Source organism: Nocardia sp. CDC153, from assembly GCF_035818515.1.
In the GTDB taxonomy this organism is placed as follows: Bacteria; Actinomycetota; Actinomycetes; order Mycobacteriales; family Mycobacteriaceae; genus Nocardia.
The window spans coordinates 539,777-555,617 of record NZ_JAYKYU010000004.1 but is presented as its reverse complement, the minus strand read 5'-3'; the positions used below and the strand labels follow the sequence as shown (position 1 = coordinate 555,617).

Annotated in this window: 14 protein-coding genes; 6 read left to right on the top strand and 8 right to left on the bottom strand. The window is 68.1% G+C overall.

The features are described from left to right. Positions 1-44 precede the first annotated feature (44 nt). The gene (locus VMT65_RS25090) at positions 45-923 is read right to left on the bottom strand and encodes an NAD(P)-dependent oxidoreductase (protein WP_326310841.1); all 879 of its coding nucleotides are present in this window, start codon (positions 921-923) and stop codon (positions 45-47) included. 329 nt (positions 924-1,252) lie between these two features. On the opposite strand from VMT65_RS25090, the gene VMT65_RS25085 reads away from it, so the two are divergent. Beyond that, complete coding sequence (locus tag VMT65_RS25085; RefSeq protein WP_326311197.1) at positions 1,253-2,065, top strand: LGFP repeat-containing protein; 813 nt, start codon at positions 1,253-1,255, stop codon at positions 2,063-2,065. Positions 2,066-2,145: 80 nt separating this feature from the next. On the opposite strand, the gene VMT65_RS25080 is transcribed toward VMT65_RS25085, so the two are convergent. Together VMT65_RS25080 and VMT65_RS25075 are read right to left on the bottom strand one after the other, a co-directional pair. Further along, positions 2,146-3,699 carry an FAD-dependent oxidoreductase gene (locus VMT65_RS25080; protein ID WP_326310840.1) on the bottom strand — a complete coding sequence of 518 codons (1,554 nt, stop codon included), beginning with the start codon at positions 3,697-3,699 and terminating at the stop codon, positions 2,146-2,148. 64 nt (positions 3,700-3,763) lie between these two features. Then, positions 3,764-4,882: a phospholipid scramblase-related protein gene (locus VMT65_RS25075; protein ID WP_326310839.1), complete on the bottom strand. Its 1,119-nt coding sequence runs from the start codon at positions 4,880-4,882 to the stop codon at positions 3,764-3,766. A gap of 180 nt (positions 4,883-5,062) precedes the next feature. Between VMT65_RS25075 and VMT65_RS25070 the strand changes: the two genes are divergently transcribed. From VMT65_RS25070 to VMT65_RS25060, 3 genes are all read left to right on the top strand, one after another. Next, positions 5,063-6,280 (top strand): hypothetical protein, encoded by a 1,218-nt coding sequence (locus VMT65_RS25070; protein WP_326310838.1) that lies wholly within the window; start codon positions 5,063-5,065, stop codon positions 6,278-6,280. Between the two features lie 181 nt (positions 6,281-6,461). Further along, a complete protein-coding gene (locus VMT65_RS25065; protein ID WP_326310837.1) occupies positions 6,462-7,811 on the top strand; it encodes a M20/M25/M40 family metallo-hydrolase in 1,350 nt (449 codons plus the stop codon). Positions 7,812-7,830: 19 nt separating this feature from the next. Continuing rightward, positions 7,831-8,367 carry a YbhB/YbcL family Raf kinase inhibitor-like protein gene (locus VMT65_RS25060; protein ID WP_326310836.1) on the top strand — a complete coding sequence of 179 codons (537 nt, stop codon included), beginning with the start codon at positions 7,831-7,833 and terminating at the stop codon, positions 8,365-8,367. Positions 8,368-8,608: 241 nt separating this feature from the next. Here the strand turns inward: VMT65_RS25060 and VMT65_RS25055 are convergent, their stop codons facing one another. From VMT65_RS25055 to VMT65_RS25040, 4 genes are all read right to left on the bottom strand, one after another. Further along, positions 8,609-10,438: an AMP-dependent synthetase/ligase gene (locus VMT65_RS25055; RefSeq protein ID WP_326310835.1), complete on the bottom strand. Its 1,830-nt coding sequence runs from the start codon at positions 10,436-10,438 to the stop codon at positions 8,609-8,611. A gap of 153 nt (positions 10,439-10,591) precedes the next feature. Beyond that, entirely contained in the window at positions 10,592-11,134 is a 543-nt protein-coding gene (locus tag VMT65_RS25050) for a GTP cyclohydrolase (RefSeq protein WP_326310834.1), read from the bottom strand. Between the two features lie 141 nt (positions 11,135-11,275). Then, positions 11,276-12,121: a GTP cyclohydrolase II gene (locus tag VMT65_RS25045; protein WP_326310833.1), complete on the bottom strand. Its 846-nt coding sequence runs from the start codon at positions 12,119-12,121 to the stop codon at positions 11,276-11,278. A gap of 118 nt (positions 12,122-12,239) precedes the next feature. Continuing rightward, on the bottom strand, positions 12,240-13,760 hold the full coding sequence (locus tag VMT65_RS25040; RefSeq protein WP_326310832.1) for a carbohydrate kinase family protein: 1,521 nt from the start codon (positions 13,758-13,760) through the stop codon (positions 12,240-12,242). Between the two features lie 452 nt (positions 13,761-14,212). Here VMT65_RS25040 and VMT65_RS25035 point away from each other — a divergent pair, with 452 nt between their 5' ends. After that, positions 14,213-14,506, top strand: coding sequence for a hypothetical protein (locus VMT65_RS25035; RefSeq protein WP_326310831.1), 294 nt, complete (start codon positions 14,213-14,215; stop codon positions 14,504-14,506). Beyond that, complete coding sequence (locus VMT65_RS25030; protein WP_326310830.1) at positions 14,503-14,739, top strand: hypothetical protein; 237 nt, start codon at positions 14,503-14,505, stop codon at positions 14,737-14,739. The genes VMT65_RS25035 and VMT65_RS25030 overlap by 4 nt, the downstream gene beginning before the upstream one ends. 22 nt (positions 14,740-14,761) lie before the next feature. Here VMT65_RS25030 and VMT65_RS25025 read toward each other — a convergent pair whose 3' ends face one another. Beyond that, positions 14,762-15,841, bottom strand: coding sequence for a quinone-dependent dihydroorotate dehydrogenase (locus VMT65_RS25025; RefSeq protein WP_326311196.1), 1,080 nt, complete (start codon positions 15,839-15,841; stop codon positions 14,762-14,764).

Genomic DNA, 15,841 nt, shown 5'->3' with positions numbered 1-15,841 from the left:
CGAGGGGCCACAGCGGCGTTGGACGCTGGCTGGTCCGCGGGGGTTCAGCGCTGGCGCAGGGCCTCGGCGCTGCGTTCGAAGGCCGCCGCGCCGTGGCCCTCGGCGACCTGGCGATCGACCAATCCGGCGATGCCGGACAGTGGTTCGGCGCTGATTCCGGCATCGGCTGCGGCTTGGCGCAGGGCGTCCATGGCCGATTTGGTGAACACCAGGTCCTGGAAGACCTCGCCGGTGTAGTCGCCGGTGTCGATGATGCGGGCATAGCCGGGCAGCATTTGCGCCATGGCCGTCATGTAGGCCGCCGCGCGCGGAGCGAACTCGCTGGCCGACACTCCGGCCGAACCGACCAGGGCCACTCCCTGGAAGAACCCGCCGAACATTGCGTACATGTTGGTGAGCAGCGCGAAGTCGGTGAGCGCGGCCAGGCCCGCGTCGGCCCCGAAATACTCGGCACTGCCCCACAGTTCGAGCAACGGCCGATGCCGGTCGAACAGGGCTCGCGAGCCGCTGTAGAGGATGCTCGCGCCCTCACCGCCGATCATGGACGGGACCGCCATGATGCCGCCGTCGAGGAACTCGATACCGTGCTCGGTGGCCCAGCGCGCCAACTCCCGAGACTGTTCGGGGCTGGTGCTGGTCAGGTTGAGCAGCTGCTTGCCCGCCAGCTCGCCCACGATCGGGTCGAGGGTCTCGTGCACCGAGGCGTGATCGAACAGCACCGCGATCACCAGTTCACTCGCGCGCACCGCCTCGGCGACCGTGCCCGCCGAAACCGCCCCGGCCGCAACCACTTCCACGTCCTTGCCGGCCGTGCGGTTCCACACCGCGGTCCCCACCCCGGCCTTACGCAAGGTCTGCACCAGCGCACTACCCATGGCGCCGAGCCCGAGCACCGTCACCGGGCCGTGCTGAATGTTCGTCATTGCGGGAGAACTCCTTTTTCGATCATCAAGTGAGTGTTTTCGGCGCGCGCTGAGGTCGAGACTGCCGGGGCCGGTGTCGCCCCACAAGTACGCACTTGCCGCTCAGCGACTAACCCGAAGGTTTGTCTCCAGCTGGACGCCCCGAGCGCGCCGGAATCGAGTAGTCCACTACTGGTGCGCAGAGTCGCTGGCGCGCCCACCGTTGAGCTGTGCGAGTGGTCGTGAATCGCCAGGCGCACTGAAGTCCCATCCAAGAGAACGGAACCCAGAAATGACCGACCCGATCATTCGCCCCCACATCGATCCGAACATCGTGATGGTGCTGCCGAATTCATTGGCGCAACGAGGAAAAGGGTGACAAGGCCGGGCAACTCGCCCCACCGTTCGTCGACAAATACCGGGCAGTCGGAGGTCCCACCGGCTTTCTCGGATTTCCCTACGATGTGCACGACGCCCCGACTCCCGACGGTGTCGGTCGATTCCTGCACTTCGAGTACGGCGGCATCTATACATCTCCGGCGATCGGGGTGCACGAAATTCACGGCGAGATCTGGAAGAAGTGGTCCGATCAGGGCTGGGAGCAGGGGGATCTGGGGTACCCGACCTCCGATGAGCAACCCGGACCCCACGGAACAGGCCGGGCCAACAGCTTTCAGAACGGCTGGATCTATTGGACTTCGGCCTCGGGCGCATTTGCGACCATCGGGCACGCCGTCCCAGACCAAATCGTGGTCACCAACAAGAATTTCACCTTCTCCAACAACACTCCGGTCGGGGGATGGGCCACCGTCACACTCAACTCCGATGGCAGTTGCGCTTTCAGCGGCCACGTCCATGACTCGGGTGCCCCGGACTACGACGTGTCGGCCTCGTGCGCGGTCGTTGCCGTGCACACGGGAACCGCATACATCCTGCAGCACACCGGATCGACGTCGGGGGACATCAGCGTTCTCAGTGGCTCACGCGATATGGATTGGAATGACCATGGATCGCATCCGGAACTCACGGCGGGATGGTTGGACCTCAACGCGTCCTACGAGGTCACCTGGAATCTCACGGCGAGCATGAGCCTGTCCAGCTGGATCGACCTCGTCAAAAAGGCATATCCCTACGTGCAGACGGCGGTCGCTCTGCTCGCCTGAGCCGGACGAGCGCATCGCCCCCGGATCGGCGCGCCGATGGTGGCACGACCGTTGGCCCGCCGGTCCAATCGTGTGACAGGTCAGTCCGGCTGCCCGAACCAGGTGGACAGTGCCCCGTCCAGGGCGTGGGGAGCAGCGGAGGTCCAGGCGATGATGCCGTCGGGGCGGATCAGTAGCGAGAGGGGCTCGCGGGGTTGGGCGGGTTTGGTGGTGAGGATCTCGACGCGGTCCGACCAGGGGGCGGCGGTGGCGCGGAGGGCGGGGGAGTCGGTGAGGTCGAGTAGGACGGCTTTGCCGGAGGTGAAGTGGTCGGCCAGGCGGGTGCCGTCGGCGAGGTCGAAATCCGGTGTGGCCGTGCCGACGAGGGGGTCGTCGCTGCCCAGGTCGTAGCGGTGCAGGACGCCCGCGAGGCGTTTGGCGATGAGGGTGGCGGCGTCGGGGGTGTCGAGCAGTTCGGTGACGACGCTGCGCAGGGCGCGGCTGCGGGGATCGGTGCGCATGAGCGCGACCTGCGCGCGCGTCCACTCCAGGACCCAGGCACCGATGGGGTGGCGTTCGCGAGAGTAGGTGTCCAGCAAGGTTTCCGGGGCGCGGCCGCGGATGACGGCGGCCAGTTTCCAGCCCAGGTTGGCCGCGTCGCCGATGCCCAGATTCAGGCCCTGCCCGCCGAAGGGGGAGTGCACGTGGGCGGCGTCGCCGGCCAGCAGCACCCGGCCCTTGCGGTAGTCGGGGACCTGGCGGGTGTTGTCGGTGAAGCGGGTCGCCGAAATCACCTTGCTGATTTGGACTTTCACGCCGGTGACGCGTTCGAAGCTGGCCTCGAGCTCGGCGGCGGTGACGGGGGTGACCCGGTCGGCGGGTGGGCCGTCGAGTTCGACGGTCAGGATGCGGCCGGGGGTGGGGCCGTAGACGTAGATGCCGGTGGGGGTGGTGTTCCAGCCGCGGGGCACATCCTCCGCGCCGGTCATCTCCACCACGGCCTGGCGGCCGGCGATTTCCGGGTCCAGGCCCGGGAATTCGAAGCCGGCGAGTTTGCGCACGGTGCTGCGGCCGCCGTCGCAGCCGACCAGCCAGCTCGCGCGCACCCGGTGCTCGCCGCAGTCGACGCTGACCCCGATACCGTCGTCGTCGAAGCCACTCACCTCGACCCCGCGCCGCACCGGCACGCCGAGTTCGGTGGCGCGGGCGGCGAGCATCGCCTCGAGGGCCTGCTGGTCGACGAAGCGGGACTCGGCGGCCGGGCCGAGATCGGCGAAGGCCGGGTCCTCGGTGTCGATTCGGTCCGCGGAGAGCATGATTCCCGCGAAGTGCCCGCCCGCGCGCGGGCGCATCGGGGCGGCGGGCGCTGTCGGTACCGCGGACGTGGCGGGCCCGGCGGGAGTCTTCGGTTTCGCGAAAAGCTCCATCATCCGCGCCATCGCCGCGTCGTGGGCCGCGCGCAACGAGGGTTCGAGCCCGCGCCGGTCCAGCGCCTGGGCGACGGGGGCGTTGATGCCGCCCGCCTTGATGGTCGGATCCGGGGCGGTCAGTCGCTCGACGACGAGCACGTCCACGCCCGCCAGGCGCAGCTCGCACGCCAGCATCAGCCCGACCGGTCCGGCCCCGACCACCACCACATCTCGTGTCTCGTTCATGGCGACCACTGTGGTGGCGGCCGATTACCGGGCGCTTGCGTGCGCTTACGCAGGGCTTGCGCGGTCAGTTCCACCCGCGCGAATCCTGCTTGAGGGCGGTGTCGATGGCCAGACCCGAGGCCACCACCATCGACAGCAGCGGCTGGGGCAGCTGGCGGTGGATCTGCACGACATAGTTGTCGGCGGTGGTGAACATGGTCTTGAGCAGGCCCTCCCAGGTCTTGGTGATGCGGGCGACCTCTTGGCCGGTGTGGTCGTGGATGGCGAAGTTCCAGGCCCGCCAGTTCTCGGCGCGGATGCCGCCGATCTGTTGGCCGTTGACCACGAAGGAGAAGTTGATCTTTCCGATCATGTTCTCCTGGATGATCTCCCCGATCGGCGCGCCATTGCCGTGCTCGAGCAGGAACTTGGACTTGAACACCTTGGCCGGGCGGGTGATTCGCAGCAGGCACTGGCCGTGCGCGTCGCGGATCTCGAGCTTGTGGGTCATGAACTGGTCGTAGCTGGACAGGAACCGCACGGCCTTCTTCAGTGCCGACTGCCCGACCTCGGCGACCGCGCCGATCTGGCGGCCGTGCTGGTCGAAAACGCTGTACTCGTTGACCATTTCGATCAACTTGACCTTCTGGTTCACCACCAGCACCGGTTCGGTGAACACGGTGCCGCCACCGGCCTGGGCGGGGGCGATACCGGCCTGCTGCCGCACCTGACGCTGAATATCGGCCGGATTGTCGGCGCTGCCGATCTCGAGCTCCCACGGGGTGGCCTCACTGCGCCCGCCGAACTGCTGCGGAGGCCCGGGGTAGGGCTGGCCCGGCTGCTGGGGCTGCGGCGGACGCTGACCGAATTGCTGTGGAGGCTGACCGAATTGCTGGGGCTGCTGACCGTAGGCCTGCTGGGCATGCTGGTGCGGCGGCTGCACCTGATGCGGCTGTGATTGCTGGGCGAGGGGTTGCCCGCCGAACTGCTGCGGCGCGTAAGGCTGTCCGCCGGTGTGGGATTGGTTCGCCTGCTGGGGGCGGGGTTGCTGGGCGTACTGGTCGGAGGCTGCCCGGTCGGGTTGCTGGGTGGGTTGTCCCGGTTGCTGGTGGGGCTGGGTGTGATTGGTCCATTGGCTGCCGTCCCACCAGCGCAGCACTGGGGATCCGGGACGCTCGGGGTACCACCCCGCGGGTTGACTCATGGCCGCATCCTAACGGTGTACAGGCACTCTGCACTTTTTGCACTATTCGCCCGGTGATCACCTTTATGATGGGCGGTCGACATCGGGTGGCCGGGTCCAGGCCTTCCGGGGAAACGGGGAAAGCATGGCCGCCACAGTCGAATTCGCGGTTTGCCAGCGCTGCGTTAACCGGCCGGTCTCATGAGCGATCTGGTGACGCGAGCCCAACTGGTGCTGCTGGCCCGGACCCTGCACGTCCCGGTGGAGCGGCTCGCGCACCTCGAGAAACTGGGCCCGCACCGGCTGCACGAGCTGCAGCAACGCCTGGCGGTGCCGCTGTTCGACCAGCACCAGGCCGTCTTCGAGCGGATCGCGGCGCTGGTTCCGCTGATCCCGCTGAGCATTTCGTTGCCGATCGTGCAGAAGTTGGTGCCGCCCAGTATGACCGGGCGCGCGGCCGGGGCGATCGGGGTGATCTATCCGGACAAGGCGATCGAGGCGTTGCTGCGCATGGATGTCGGCTATGCCGCGGACTGCGCGCCGTTCCTGGATCCGCGCACGGTCGGCCAGCTCGCCGATGACGCGCCGCCCGCGCCGGTGGTGGCGATCCTCAACGAGCTGCTGGCCCGGCGTGACTACATCACCGCCGGCCCGTTCTTGGCCTATGCGACACCGGAACTCGTGCGCGCGGTCGAGGCGGGGGTGCCCGATGACGAGGGCCTGATCTTCTCGGCGTCCTACGCCTATTCGGGGGAGTCGCTGAGCGCGGTGGTGCGACAGTTGCTGGCGGGCAGCGGTCAGCGGCTGCCGCGGCTGTTGGGCACGGTCGTCAACGGCTCCAAGGAGTTGCGGTTGGCGGCGCTGTCGGTGTTCGCGCGCTGCAGCCCCGAGGTGATCGCCGCGGTCGGTGACATTCTGTTCGAAGTGGCCCCGCCCTCGGCGATCGCGGATCTGATCACCACGTTCATCGCCGCCGACGCCACCGCCGACATGCTGCGCTTCCTGGGGCATCTGAGCCCGAACGCGTTGACGCGGCTGGCGTTGAATCCGGTGGTGTCGGAGGTGGCCGAGATTCTCGTCGACGCCGTGGACGGCAGCACCGAGGTGGCGATCCTGCGCGGTGTGCTCGAACCCCTCGCCCGCACCCCCGCCGAGGTGCGCCGCCGCGCCGGGCTGCGCCTGGCCTACCTCGACACGTCGACCGTCTTGGCCCTGCCCGCCCTGGCCCAGGCCGCGCGCCTGTGGCCGCCGCTGCTGTGGGTGCTCGCGGCCACCGACGTCGACGTCCAAGCCCATATCGGCGAGCTGTGGGCCACCGCCACCCGCGTCGACCTGGCTGTTCTGGAACGCCGCATCGCCGACCAGCGCCTGGACTCGCTGCTGGCCACCCTCACCACCACCATCCGCTTCCTGCGCTGAGCGTCGACTGGCACATCCTGGAGGGGATTTGCCCGGAACAGCCGCCAGGGTGTGCCACTCGGCGACTCGGGTTGGGGGATGGCTGATTTCAACTGTTGGCGAGTGGGTTGGACTGGGTGCGCGGGTGTGGGGTCCGACCGCGGATGGGTGCGCGATGCCGGGGAAGTGGTAGGAAAGGGACGTGTCCGAAACTGCCGAAACCCACACCCCGCGTGCCGTGTCGGAAGTGGTGGACCTGGTCAGTGCGCTGATCCGGTTCGACACCTCCAATACCGGTGAACTCGAGACCACCAAGGGCGAGCGCGAGTGTGCGCTGTGGGTGGCCGAGCAACTCGAGCAAGCCGGGTACGAGACCGAGTATGTGGAGTCGGGGGCGCCCGGGCGCGGGAATGTGTTCGCCCGGTTGAAGGGCGCGGACTCCTCGCGCGGTGCGCTGATGATGCACGGGCATTTGGATGTGGTGCCCGCCGAGGCGGCCGACTGGAGTGTGCACCCGTTCTCGGGTGCGGTGCGCGACGGCTACGTGTGGGGGCGCGGGGCGGTCGATATGAAGGACATGGTCGGCATGATGTTGGCCGTGGCCCGGCAGTTCAAGATCGAGGGGACGGTGCCGCCGCGCGATATCGTGTGGGCGTTCGTGGCCGATGAGGAGAACGGCGGCCGGTGGGGGTGCCAGTGGCTGGTGGAGCATCGACCGGATTTGTTCGAAGGTGTCACCGAGGCGGTCGGGGAGGTCGGCGGGTTCTCGCTGACGGTGCCCAAACCCGATGGCGGTGAGCGTCGCCTGTATCTGGTGGAGACCGCGGAGAAGGGTTTGGGTTGGATGCGGTTGCGCGCCAAGGCGCGCGCCGGGCACGGGTCGTTCCTGCACGAGGACAATGCGGTCACCATTTTGTCCCAGGCGGTGGCGCGGCTGGGCACCCACACCTTCCCGCTGGTGGTCTCGGATTCTGTGGCGGAGTTCTTGGCGGCGGTGGCCGAGGAGTCCGGGCTCGAATTCGATCCCGCCTCACCGGATATCGAGGGTCAGCTGGCCAAGTTGGGCACCATTTCGCGCATTATCGGTGCGACGTTGCGTGACACCGCCAACCCGACGATGCTGCGGGCGGGTTACAAGGCCAATGTGATTCCGCAGAGCGCCGAGGCGGTGGTCGACTGCCGGGTGGTGCCGGGGCGCCAAGCCGAGTTCGAGCGGGAGGTCGACGCGTTGATCGGCCCGGATGTGGAGCGCGAGTGGATCACCAAACTCGACTCCTATGAGACGACCTTCGACGGGCATCTGGTCGATGCCATGAACGACGCGATCCTGGCTCACGATCCGGCCGGGCGGACGGTGCCCTACATGCTCTCGGGTGGCACCGACGCGAAGGCCTTCGCCAAGTTGGGGATTCGCTGCTTCGGGTTCGCGCCGCTGCGGCTGCCCCCGGAGTTGGATTTCACCGCGCTGTTCCACGGGGTCGACGAGCGGGTTCCGGTGGAATCGCTCGAATTCGGCACCCGCGTGCTGGAACACTTCCTACTGCACAGCTGACGAATCGAAAGGACCTGTCGTGCCGGATTATTCGTACAACCCGTATGCCGCGCTGCCGCAGCTGCCCGAGTTCACCCTCACCTCCACCGATATCAGCGACGGCAAGCCGCTGGCGCTGGACCAGGTCTCCGCGTTGGGCGGGGCGGGTGGGCGCGATATCTCCCCGCAGCTGAGCTGGTCCGGATTCCCCGCCAAGACCAAGAGTTTCGCGGTCACCATGTACGACCCCGACGCCCCCACCGCCTCGGGCTTCTGGCACTGGGTGCTGGCCAATGTGCCGGTCACCACCACCAGCCTCGAGACCGGGCAGGCCAGCGCCGGCGGCAGTCTGCCCGCCGGGGCGCTGCACCTGCGCAATGACGCGGGCCTGCGCGAGTACACCGGCGCGTTCCCGCCCGCCGGGCACGGCGCGCACCGGTATTTCGTGGTCGTGCACGCGGTCGGAGTGGAGCGGCTCGAGGTCGACGACACCGCCTCACCGGCCTACCTGGGCTTCAACCTGTTCATGCACGCCATCGGGCGGGCGACGATCATCGGCACCCACGAGCAGAAGTAGGCGTCGACCCCGAAACCGCCTTGGGCCGATTCCTGCACAATCCCTCGCCGATCGACGGTTTCCTGTCGATATCGCTGCGAGAGTGCAGGAATCGGCCCATTGCCGTAAACAGCGGCCAGCACCGCGCGCTCGCCCTGGTCGCTCATCGGCTCGGCGTGCGGCGTGACCGGTGAGCGGATACGGCTGTGGGCCCGGACTTTTCGTCCGGGCCCACGTTCGTGTGCTGATCACCGGGTGGGGGTCAGCTCATGTTGATGACGCCTTCGGGGGGCGGGGTGAGGTAGAGGGAGGCGATGTGGGTGGCGTATTTGGTGGCGATGGGGGTGCGCTTGAGTTTGAGGGTGGGGGTCAGTTCGTCGCCGCCGGGTTCCCAGCCCTCTTCGAGGATGGTGAAGCGTTTGATCTGTTCGACGCGGGAGAGTTTGGCGTTGGCGATGGCGACGGCGGCCTTGATCTCGGCGACGATCTCCGGGTGGGCGGCCAGGGTTTTCAGGTCGGCGTCGGGGGTGCCCAGGGCCTTGGCGCGGACCACGGCGGTGTCGGGGTCGAGCACGATGAGCGCGGAGATGTAGGGTTTGGCGTCGCCGATCGCGACCACCTGGCCGACCAGTGAGGACGCCGCCTTGACGGTGTTCTCGATATTGGTGGGAGACAGGTTCTTTCCCGCCTCGTTGATGATGAGTTCCTTCTTGCGGTCGACGATGCTGACGTAGCCGTCGCCGTCGATGGTGGCCACGTCGCCGGTGTGCAGCCAGCCGTCGGCGTCGATGGCCTCGGCGGTCTTCTCGGGCATCTTGCGGTAGCCGCGGGTCACGATACCGCCGCGAATGAGCAGCTCACCGTCCTCGGCCAAACGCAGCTCCACACCTTTGAGCGGGACACCGACGGTGCCGGGCTTGGGTTTGGCCAGCGGGGTGTAGGTGCCGACACCCGAGGTTTCGGACATACCCCAGACCTCGGTGACCGTGAAGCCCAGGCCCAGCAGGTATTCCAGGGTTTCGGGCGGGATGGCCGCGGCGCCGGAGGCGGCGACCTTGAGCTCGTCGAAGCCCAGCGCGTGACGCAGCTTGCTCAACACCAGCGCGTCGGCCAGCTTGTGTTGCACGTCGAGCAGCACGCCGCGCGGGGTTCCGGCCAGGTCGGCGCGGGCGGCCTGCGCGCCGACACCGAGCGCCCACCCGGCGAGGGCCTTTTTGACCGGGCTGGCCTCGGTGGCGAGTTTGGCGTCGATCCCGGCCTTGATCTTCTGCCACACGCGCGGCACCCCGAAGAACGCGGTGGGGCGCGCGTCGGGCAGGGCGGCCGCGATTTCGCGCGGGTCGGGCACGCAGGTCATCTGCACGCCGGTGAACAGGTTGGCGCAGTGGCCCGAAATGCGGTCGGCCACATGGGCGGCGGGCAGATACGACACCGAGCGGTCGTCCAGGCCGACGGTGAGCGGGCCCTCGACCAGGCCCACGATCTGGGCCACGACATTGGCGTGGGTCAGTTCCACGCCCTTGGAGGGTCCGGTGGTGCCGGAGGTGTAGATGAGGGTGGCGATGTCGTCGGGTTTGACCGCGCGCCAGGCGGCGTCGAAGTCGAAGTCGGCCTTGGGTGCGGCCTCGACCTCGGCCAGGGTCAGCGTGCCCGCGGCCGAACCCTCCACCAGCACAATGTGTTCGAGCTCGACGCCCGCGCCGCGCACGGTGTCCAGGAACGCCGGTTCGGTGATGACCACCTTGTTCTCGGCATTGGTGAACAGGTGCGCGATCTGTTCGGGGGAGCTGGTGTTGTAGATCGAGAACGGTGTGGCGCCCACGTGCAGTGCGGCGGTATCGACCAGATTGAATTCGGGCCGGTTGGTCAACATGATGCCCACGGTGTCCCCGGGCCCGACCCCCAACCCGGCCAGCCCCGCCGCGATCGAGCGCACCCGCTGCGCATACTCGGCCCAGGTGATCTGCCGTGTACCCCCCACGGTCCGCAACGCCACCTGCCCCGGCCGCAACGTCACCGTCTCCTGAAACGCCTCCGGAATCGTGTGAACGGTCTTCCCCGATGCGTGCGCATACCCGATATCAGTCGTCATAACCCTTTTCCCGATTGCCTCTCGCTGCACCGGCCACCCGCGCACCCATCCACCCCTGCGATGGCCACGCGCCGTTTGTGGCGCGGCTCACTCATCGTAACCAGATCGTCGCGATCGTGTCGTGGGCTACACCGGCCACCCGAGTGGCCGAATTTATCGATCCCGGGCCGGAAGCTGTGAATAGGCGCTGCGCCGCTTGGCCTTGGCCGCCATGTAGCGCGCGGCCCGGACGCTGCGTGGCGTGGTGTGCAACGAGATCGCCCGCACCCGCAGCCCGGCGTTTTCGACCGCCTGGACCTTGTCGGGGTTGTTGGTCATCAACCGCACCGACCGCAGCCCCAGCTTCGCCAGCGCCACCGCGGCGTGTTCGTAGGTGCGGGAGTCTTCGGGGTGGCCGAGCAGGCGGTACGCGTCGAAGGTGTCCGCGCCGGTTCGTTCCCCGACGTGCAGCCCCCTGGCCTTGACCTCGAGTCCCAACCCACGTCCCTCCTGCTCGAGGTAGATCACGACACCTTGGCCGCCCTCGTCCTGGATCATGTCCAGGGCCAGTTGGAATTCGGGCCCGCAGTCGCAGTCGTCGGAGCCGAGGGTGTCGCCGTAGAGGCAGCGTGAATGGATGCGCACCAGACAGCCGTCGGTCGGCTCACCGAAGATCAGCAGGTGCCCGACACCGGTTTCGTCGCGTATTTCCTTCACCCGCACCCGCAGTTCGCGTCCCTTTCGGAACAGCGAATGTGCAGTTGCCTGAAGCTCTTTCACGCCCTACCCCGCCTTGCCGACCGCCTTCGGCAATTATGGCCGAGCGGTCGATTGCAGGACATGAGTTGTTCGAAGCCGTCAGGGTCGAGAGCCGCGGGCCAGCGTCAGCCGGATCCGGGCGCGCAGCAGTCGCGTGCGTTGCGGTCCGAAGCGTCCGATCGCCAGGCCGGCGAGGGCCGTGGCGGCCGAGACGACCGGCAGCACCCAGCGACCGTCGACGCCGGCGGCGATGAAACCCGCTGCGCCCGCGCAGATTCCGCCGAACACGGCGATGCACGTGCCGCCGGAGAGCGCCCGCAGCGCCCGGTGCGTCCCCCAGCCCTGCGGCAACCGGTGGCCGCGGTGTTCGCGCTTGGCCTGCAGGTACTGGTGCACCCAGGGATTGCCCGGCACCACCAGCAGCGGCACCGGATGCACCGCCACCCCGGCCGCGCGCAGCTGTGCTTCCTTGTCGGGGTTGTTGGTCAGCAGTCGTACCGAGCACAGTCCGAGGTTGAGCAGTGTCTTCGCGGCCGCGGTGTAGGTCCGTGCGTCCGGGGGCAGGCCGAGTTTCGCGTAGCTGGCGAAGGTGTCGAGGTGTTCACGCTGGCTCAGGGCGTAGCCGCGGGCCTTGCCGATCAGTCCGGCCCCGCGGCCTTCCTGTTCGAGGTAGAGCAGCACGCCGCACCCCTCGGCCTGGATCATGTCCAGGGCGAGTTCGAGTTCGGGCCCGCAATCGCAGTCGTCGGAGTGCAGGGCGTCGCCGTAGAGGCAGCGGGAATGAATGCGAACCAGACAGTCGGGTTCGATGCGGCCGAAAATCAGCGCATGGCCGAGACTTTCGTCCGAATCCAGCGGTATCACCCGCAGCCGGATGGCGCGCCCGTAGCGGGTGAAGACGTGTTCGGTGTCGTCGTCCAGGGACTGCGCGTTCGCTGTCGTCAAGCGATCCTCCGGTCAGGGACGATAACCACGGCATTGGGGCCCTCACCGATCGCTTCATATGCCGGGCCGCGCACGATGCTATACCGGCCGCGGGCTCGGTGCCGGTTTTCCCCTCGTGTCATTCCTGGGTCGATCGCGTCGAGGATTCGGCGACGATCGCGTCGATCGCGTCGGCCGCTGCCATGGTGTCGGGTGTGCCGTGTCCGGGTGGCATGCGGGCGGCGCGCAGGTTGAGGTCGGCCATGGCCGCGGTGGCCCATTCGAAGTCGGCCGGGACGGCGGCGCGATCGAGTGAGACGAGTCGGTAGGTCAGGGCGGAGGAGAACGCCGAGGCCGCGCCCGAGACACCGGGATAGTCGTTGTCGAAGAAGCAGACCTCGATGGTGCCGGCGCCGGCTCGGTGGATGGTGCAGCGGGAGCGTTCGATGACGCAGACCGAACCCACGCCGCGATCGAGCAGCCACCCTGCCACCGACTCGGGCGGCTGATCCGGGCGCAGCGCGGCGATCTCGTCGGGTGAGCCGACCAGATGATCGATCGCCGACAGGTGCGCACTCATCGCCGCGGTCAAGGGGCGCTGCGGTGCCACGTTCACGACCAGCCACGGCGGACCCGGCGCGGTGGTCGTGTTCTTTTGCGCGCCAACCGCTTCCAGTGTCCGTTCGATCACGGGGACGGATTGCTCGAAGGTGAGCAGTACGGCTTTCACGTCGGTGAGCGCCTGTAGGTTGGCGGCTTGGTCGAGGTCGGAGGAGGCGAGTTGGGTGCGGCCGCGCTTGGCGGCGATCGGGGTGTATTCCTCGCCGTCGGCGGCTTCGATCATGATGGTGACCGGGGTGCTCAGCTCGGAGACCATCTTGATCAGGCTGGTGTCGACGCCCTCGCGGGCCAGGTAGTCGAGGATCTCACGCCCCTCGCGATCATTGCCGATGGCGGTGAGCAGCCGCGTCTCGAGACCCAGCTTCGCCAGTGTGACAGCGCGTTTGAGTCCCTTGCCGCCCGGGCGTCGCCGGAAATCGCCCCACATCGGGACGCCGCGCCGGGGGAAGTTGTCGACCTCGACGATCATGTCCATGACCGCGTCGCCGATGATGGTGACCGTTTTGCGTTCGGCCGCTTCGGGATCGGACGCGGAGGTCAGCAGGGTCGCCAGCGCGGTGAACGCCCGCTCTTCGGGTGCCTCGCGCAGGGTGCGCACACTGGGTGCGCCGGGGATCGTCGTCGCGCCCAGTGCCTCGTGCAGTCGGCGCCAGTGCAGGGTGAGGTAGCGGCGTCGGGCGGTGAGCTCGGTGGCATAGAACTGGCGCAGGTCGATGCCCGCCGGCGGGTGGTCACGCAACATCCCCAGACACAACTCGGCGTCGACGATCAGGCGATCGGTGACCTCGAGATTGCAGGCGACGTGGCGGATCGCCTCCAACAGCGCGACCTCGGGGGTGGTCTTGCCGCGGTGGGCGTAGTGGCGAACCACGCTGAGCCGCAACAGGCTCCGAAGATCGACCTGAGTCCGGTGCACGCGGCCGGGGACCAGGCCCGAGCGTTTGCGCAGGCTCTTGAGGGCAGCGGTGACGGCCAGGACCGTGTCATCCGGTGCGATCATGGCGGACTCGGGGCCGAGGGGAAGATTGCCTGTTGCCATTTGCCCCAACAATACCGTCGAACATGTTTACTGAACAGCCGAAACGTAAAACCAGTTGGGATAGTGACAAATGCCGGACCTCACCGGCTAAAGACGGTGACACACGGCAAATGTCATACTGATGGTGGCGAAGTACCGCGCCCACCAGACGGTTCGGGAGGTCCGGTGTCCGGAGTGGTTCTGATGATTCGACACATCCGCCGACACAGGCGGGCAGCGATGAGTGACGGCGACGCGGAGCAGGAAATCGACGTCGCGGTGCGCTAGTCGGGCGGCCTCCGCCCGCGCAGCTGCCACCCACCCACCCGCGGCGTCGATCATTCAGGCCGACAACGACATCCGCGGATTCGAGCGCCCGGCCGACCACCCCACGAGGTCGGCCGGTATTCGGCATCTCGCGGTGTGCTCGCGCTTCGGCGGTGACGCACTCCACTTCCCATCCGGAGACCTCGATGACTCTCTACCTCGCCCCTCATTCCATCACCACCAGCCTCACCGCGGAGTGCGCCGAGCACCTGCTGCGCCGACCCGAACCAGCGTGGCAGCTCAGCTGGCACCCCGACCGCCTTCTGACCTACGAACAGGCCTCGGCGGCAATGGAACTCACCGAATTGATCTGTGCGCTGCCGTGTGTGTCCGAGGCGGCCTGGCAGCGCGCGCACGCTCTTGCCGACGAACTGAGGATCGATCTCGAGCAGGCCTGCGAGACGCTGCGCGGGCGTCGTGCCGAACGGGGGGAGCTATGACCGCGCACTGGCAGCTGAGCTGGCTTCCCGCGCGTCACCTCACGCGCGAGCAGGCGCGCGCCGGAATGGAATTGGACGAGATCCTGTCCGACCCGGCCATCGTCGAGGACGAAGCCGCCCACCTGTGGGCCGCCGATCTGGCCACCCGCCTCGGCATCGGTGTCGAACGCGCCGTCCTGCTGCTCGCCCGACGTCTGGCCCAACGAATGGCCGAGGACGCGATTCGCTCCTAGTCCAGGTTGGGCGGCGGTCGGGTCAGGCGCGGGTTTTGTGTTCTGCGCCTACGGCTTCGGAGAGGGAGGTGTAGCCGTGGGCGCGGAGGTGGGCGGCCAGGCCCTGGTGGATGTGTTTGGGCCAGAGGGGGCCGCCGTAGATGAAGCCGGTGTAGCCCTGCAGGAGGGAGGCGCCGGCGCGGATGCGGGCCCAGGCCTGGTCGGCGGTTTCGATGCCGCCGACGGAGATGAGGACCAGTTTGTCGCCGACGCGGGCGTAGAGGCGGCGCAGGACTTCCAGGGAGCGGTCGGCGACCGGGGGGCCCGACAGGCCGCCCGCGCCGATCGGTTCCACGTCGGCGGCGGGGGTGGTCAGCCCGTCGCGGCCGATGGTGGTGTTGGTGGCGACGATGCCGGCCAGGCCGAGTTCGACGGCGAGGTCGGCCACGGCGTCGATGTCCTCGTCGGACAGGTCGGGGGCGATCTTCACCAGCACCGGGATCGAGACCTCGGCCAGGACGGCCTGCAGGATGGGGCGCAGGGACTCGACGGCTTGCAGGTCGCGCAGGCCGGGGGTGTTGGGGGAGGAGACGTTGACGACCATGAAGTCGGCCAGCGGGCCGAGCAGTTTCGCCGAGATGGCGTAGTCGGCGGCGGCGTCTTCGGGTTCGACGACCTTGGTCTTGCCGATGTTGGCGCCGATGGGCACGCCGCCGGGCAGCCGCGCGGCCAGGTGTTGCGCCGCGGCGGCGGCGCCGAAGTTGTTGAAGCCCATGCGGTTGATGAGCGCGCGGTCCGCGGGCAGGCGGAACAGCCTCGGCGCGGGGTTGCCGGGCTGGGCCTGGGCGGTGACGGTGCCGATTTCGGCGTAGCCGAACCCGAGCGGGCCCCATGCGTCGACACCGTCGGCGTTCTTGTCGAATCCGGCGGCCAGTCCCAGCGGTGCGGGGAAGTCCACACCGAACACGCGAGTGCGAAGGATCGGGTCGGGGTCGACGAGCATCGCCGCGGTGAGCTTGCGGCCCGGGGCGAACCGGGTCGCCAGCCGCATGGCGGCGAAGGCCAGATGGTGGATGGTTTCCGGCTGCAGTCGGAACATCACCTTCAGCAACAGGGCGTACAG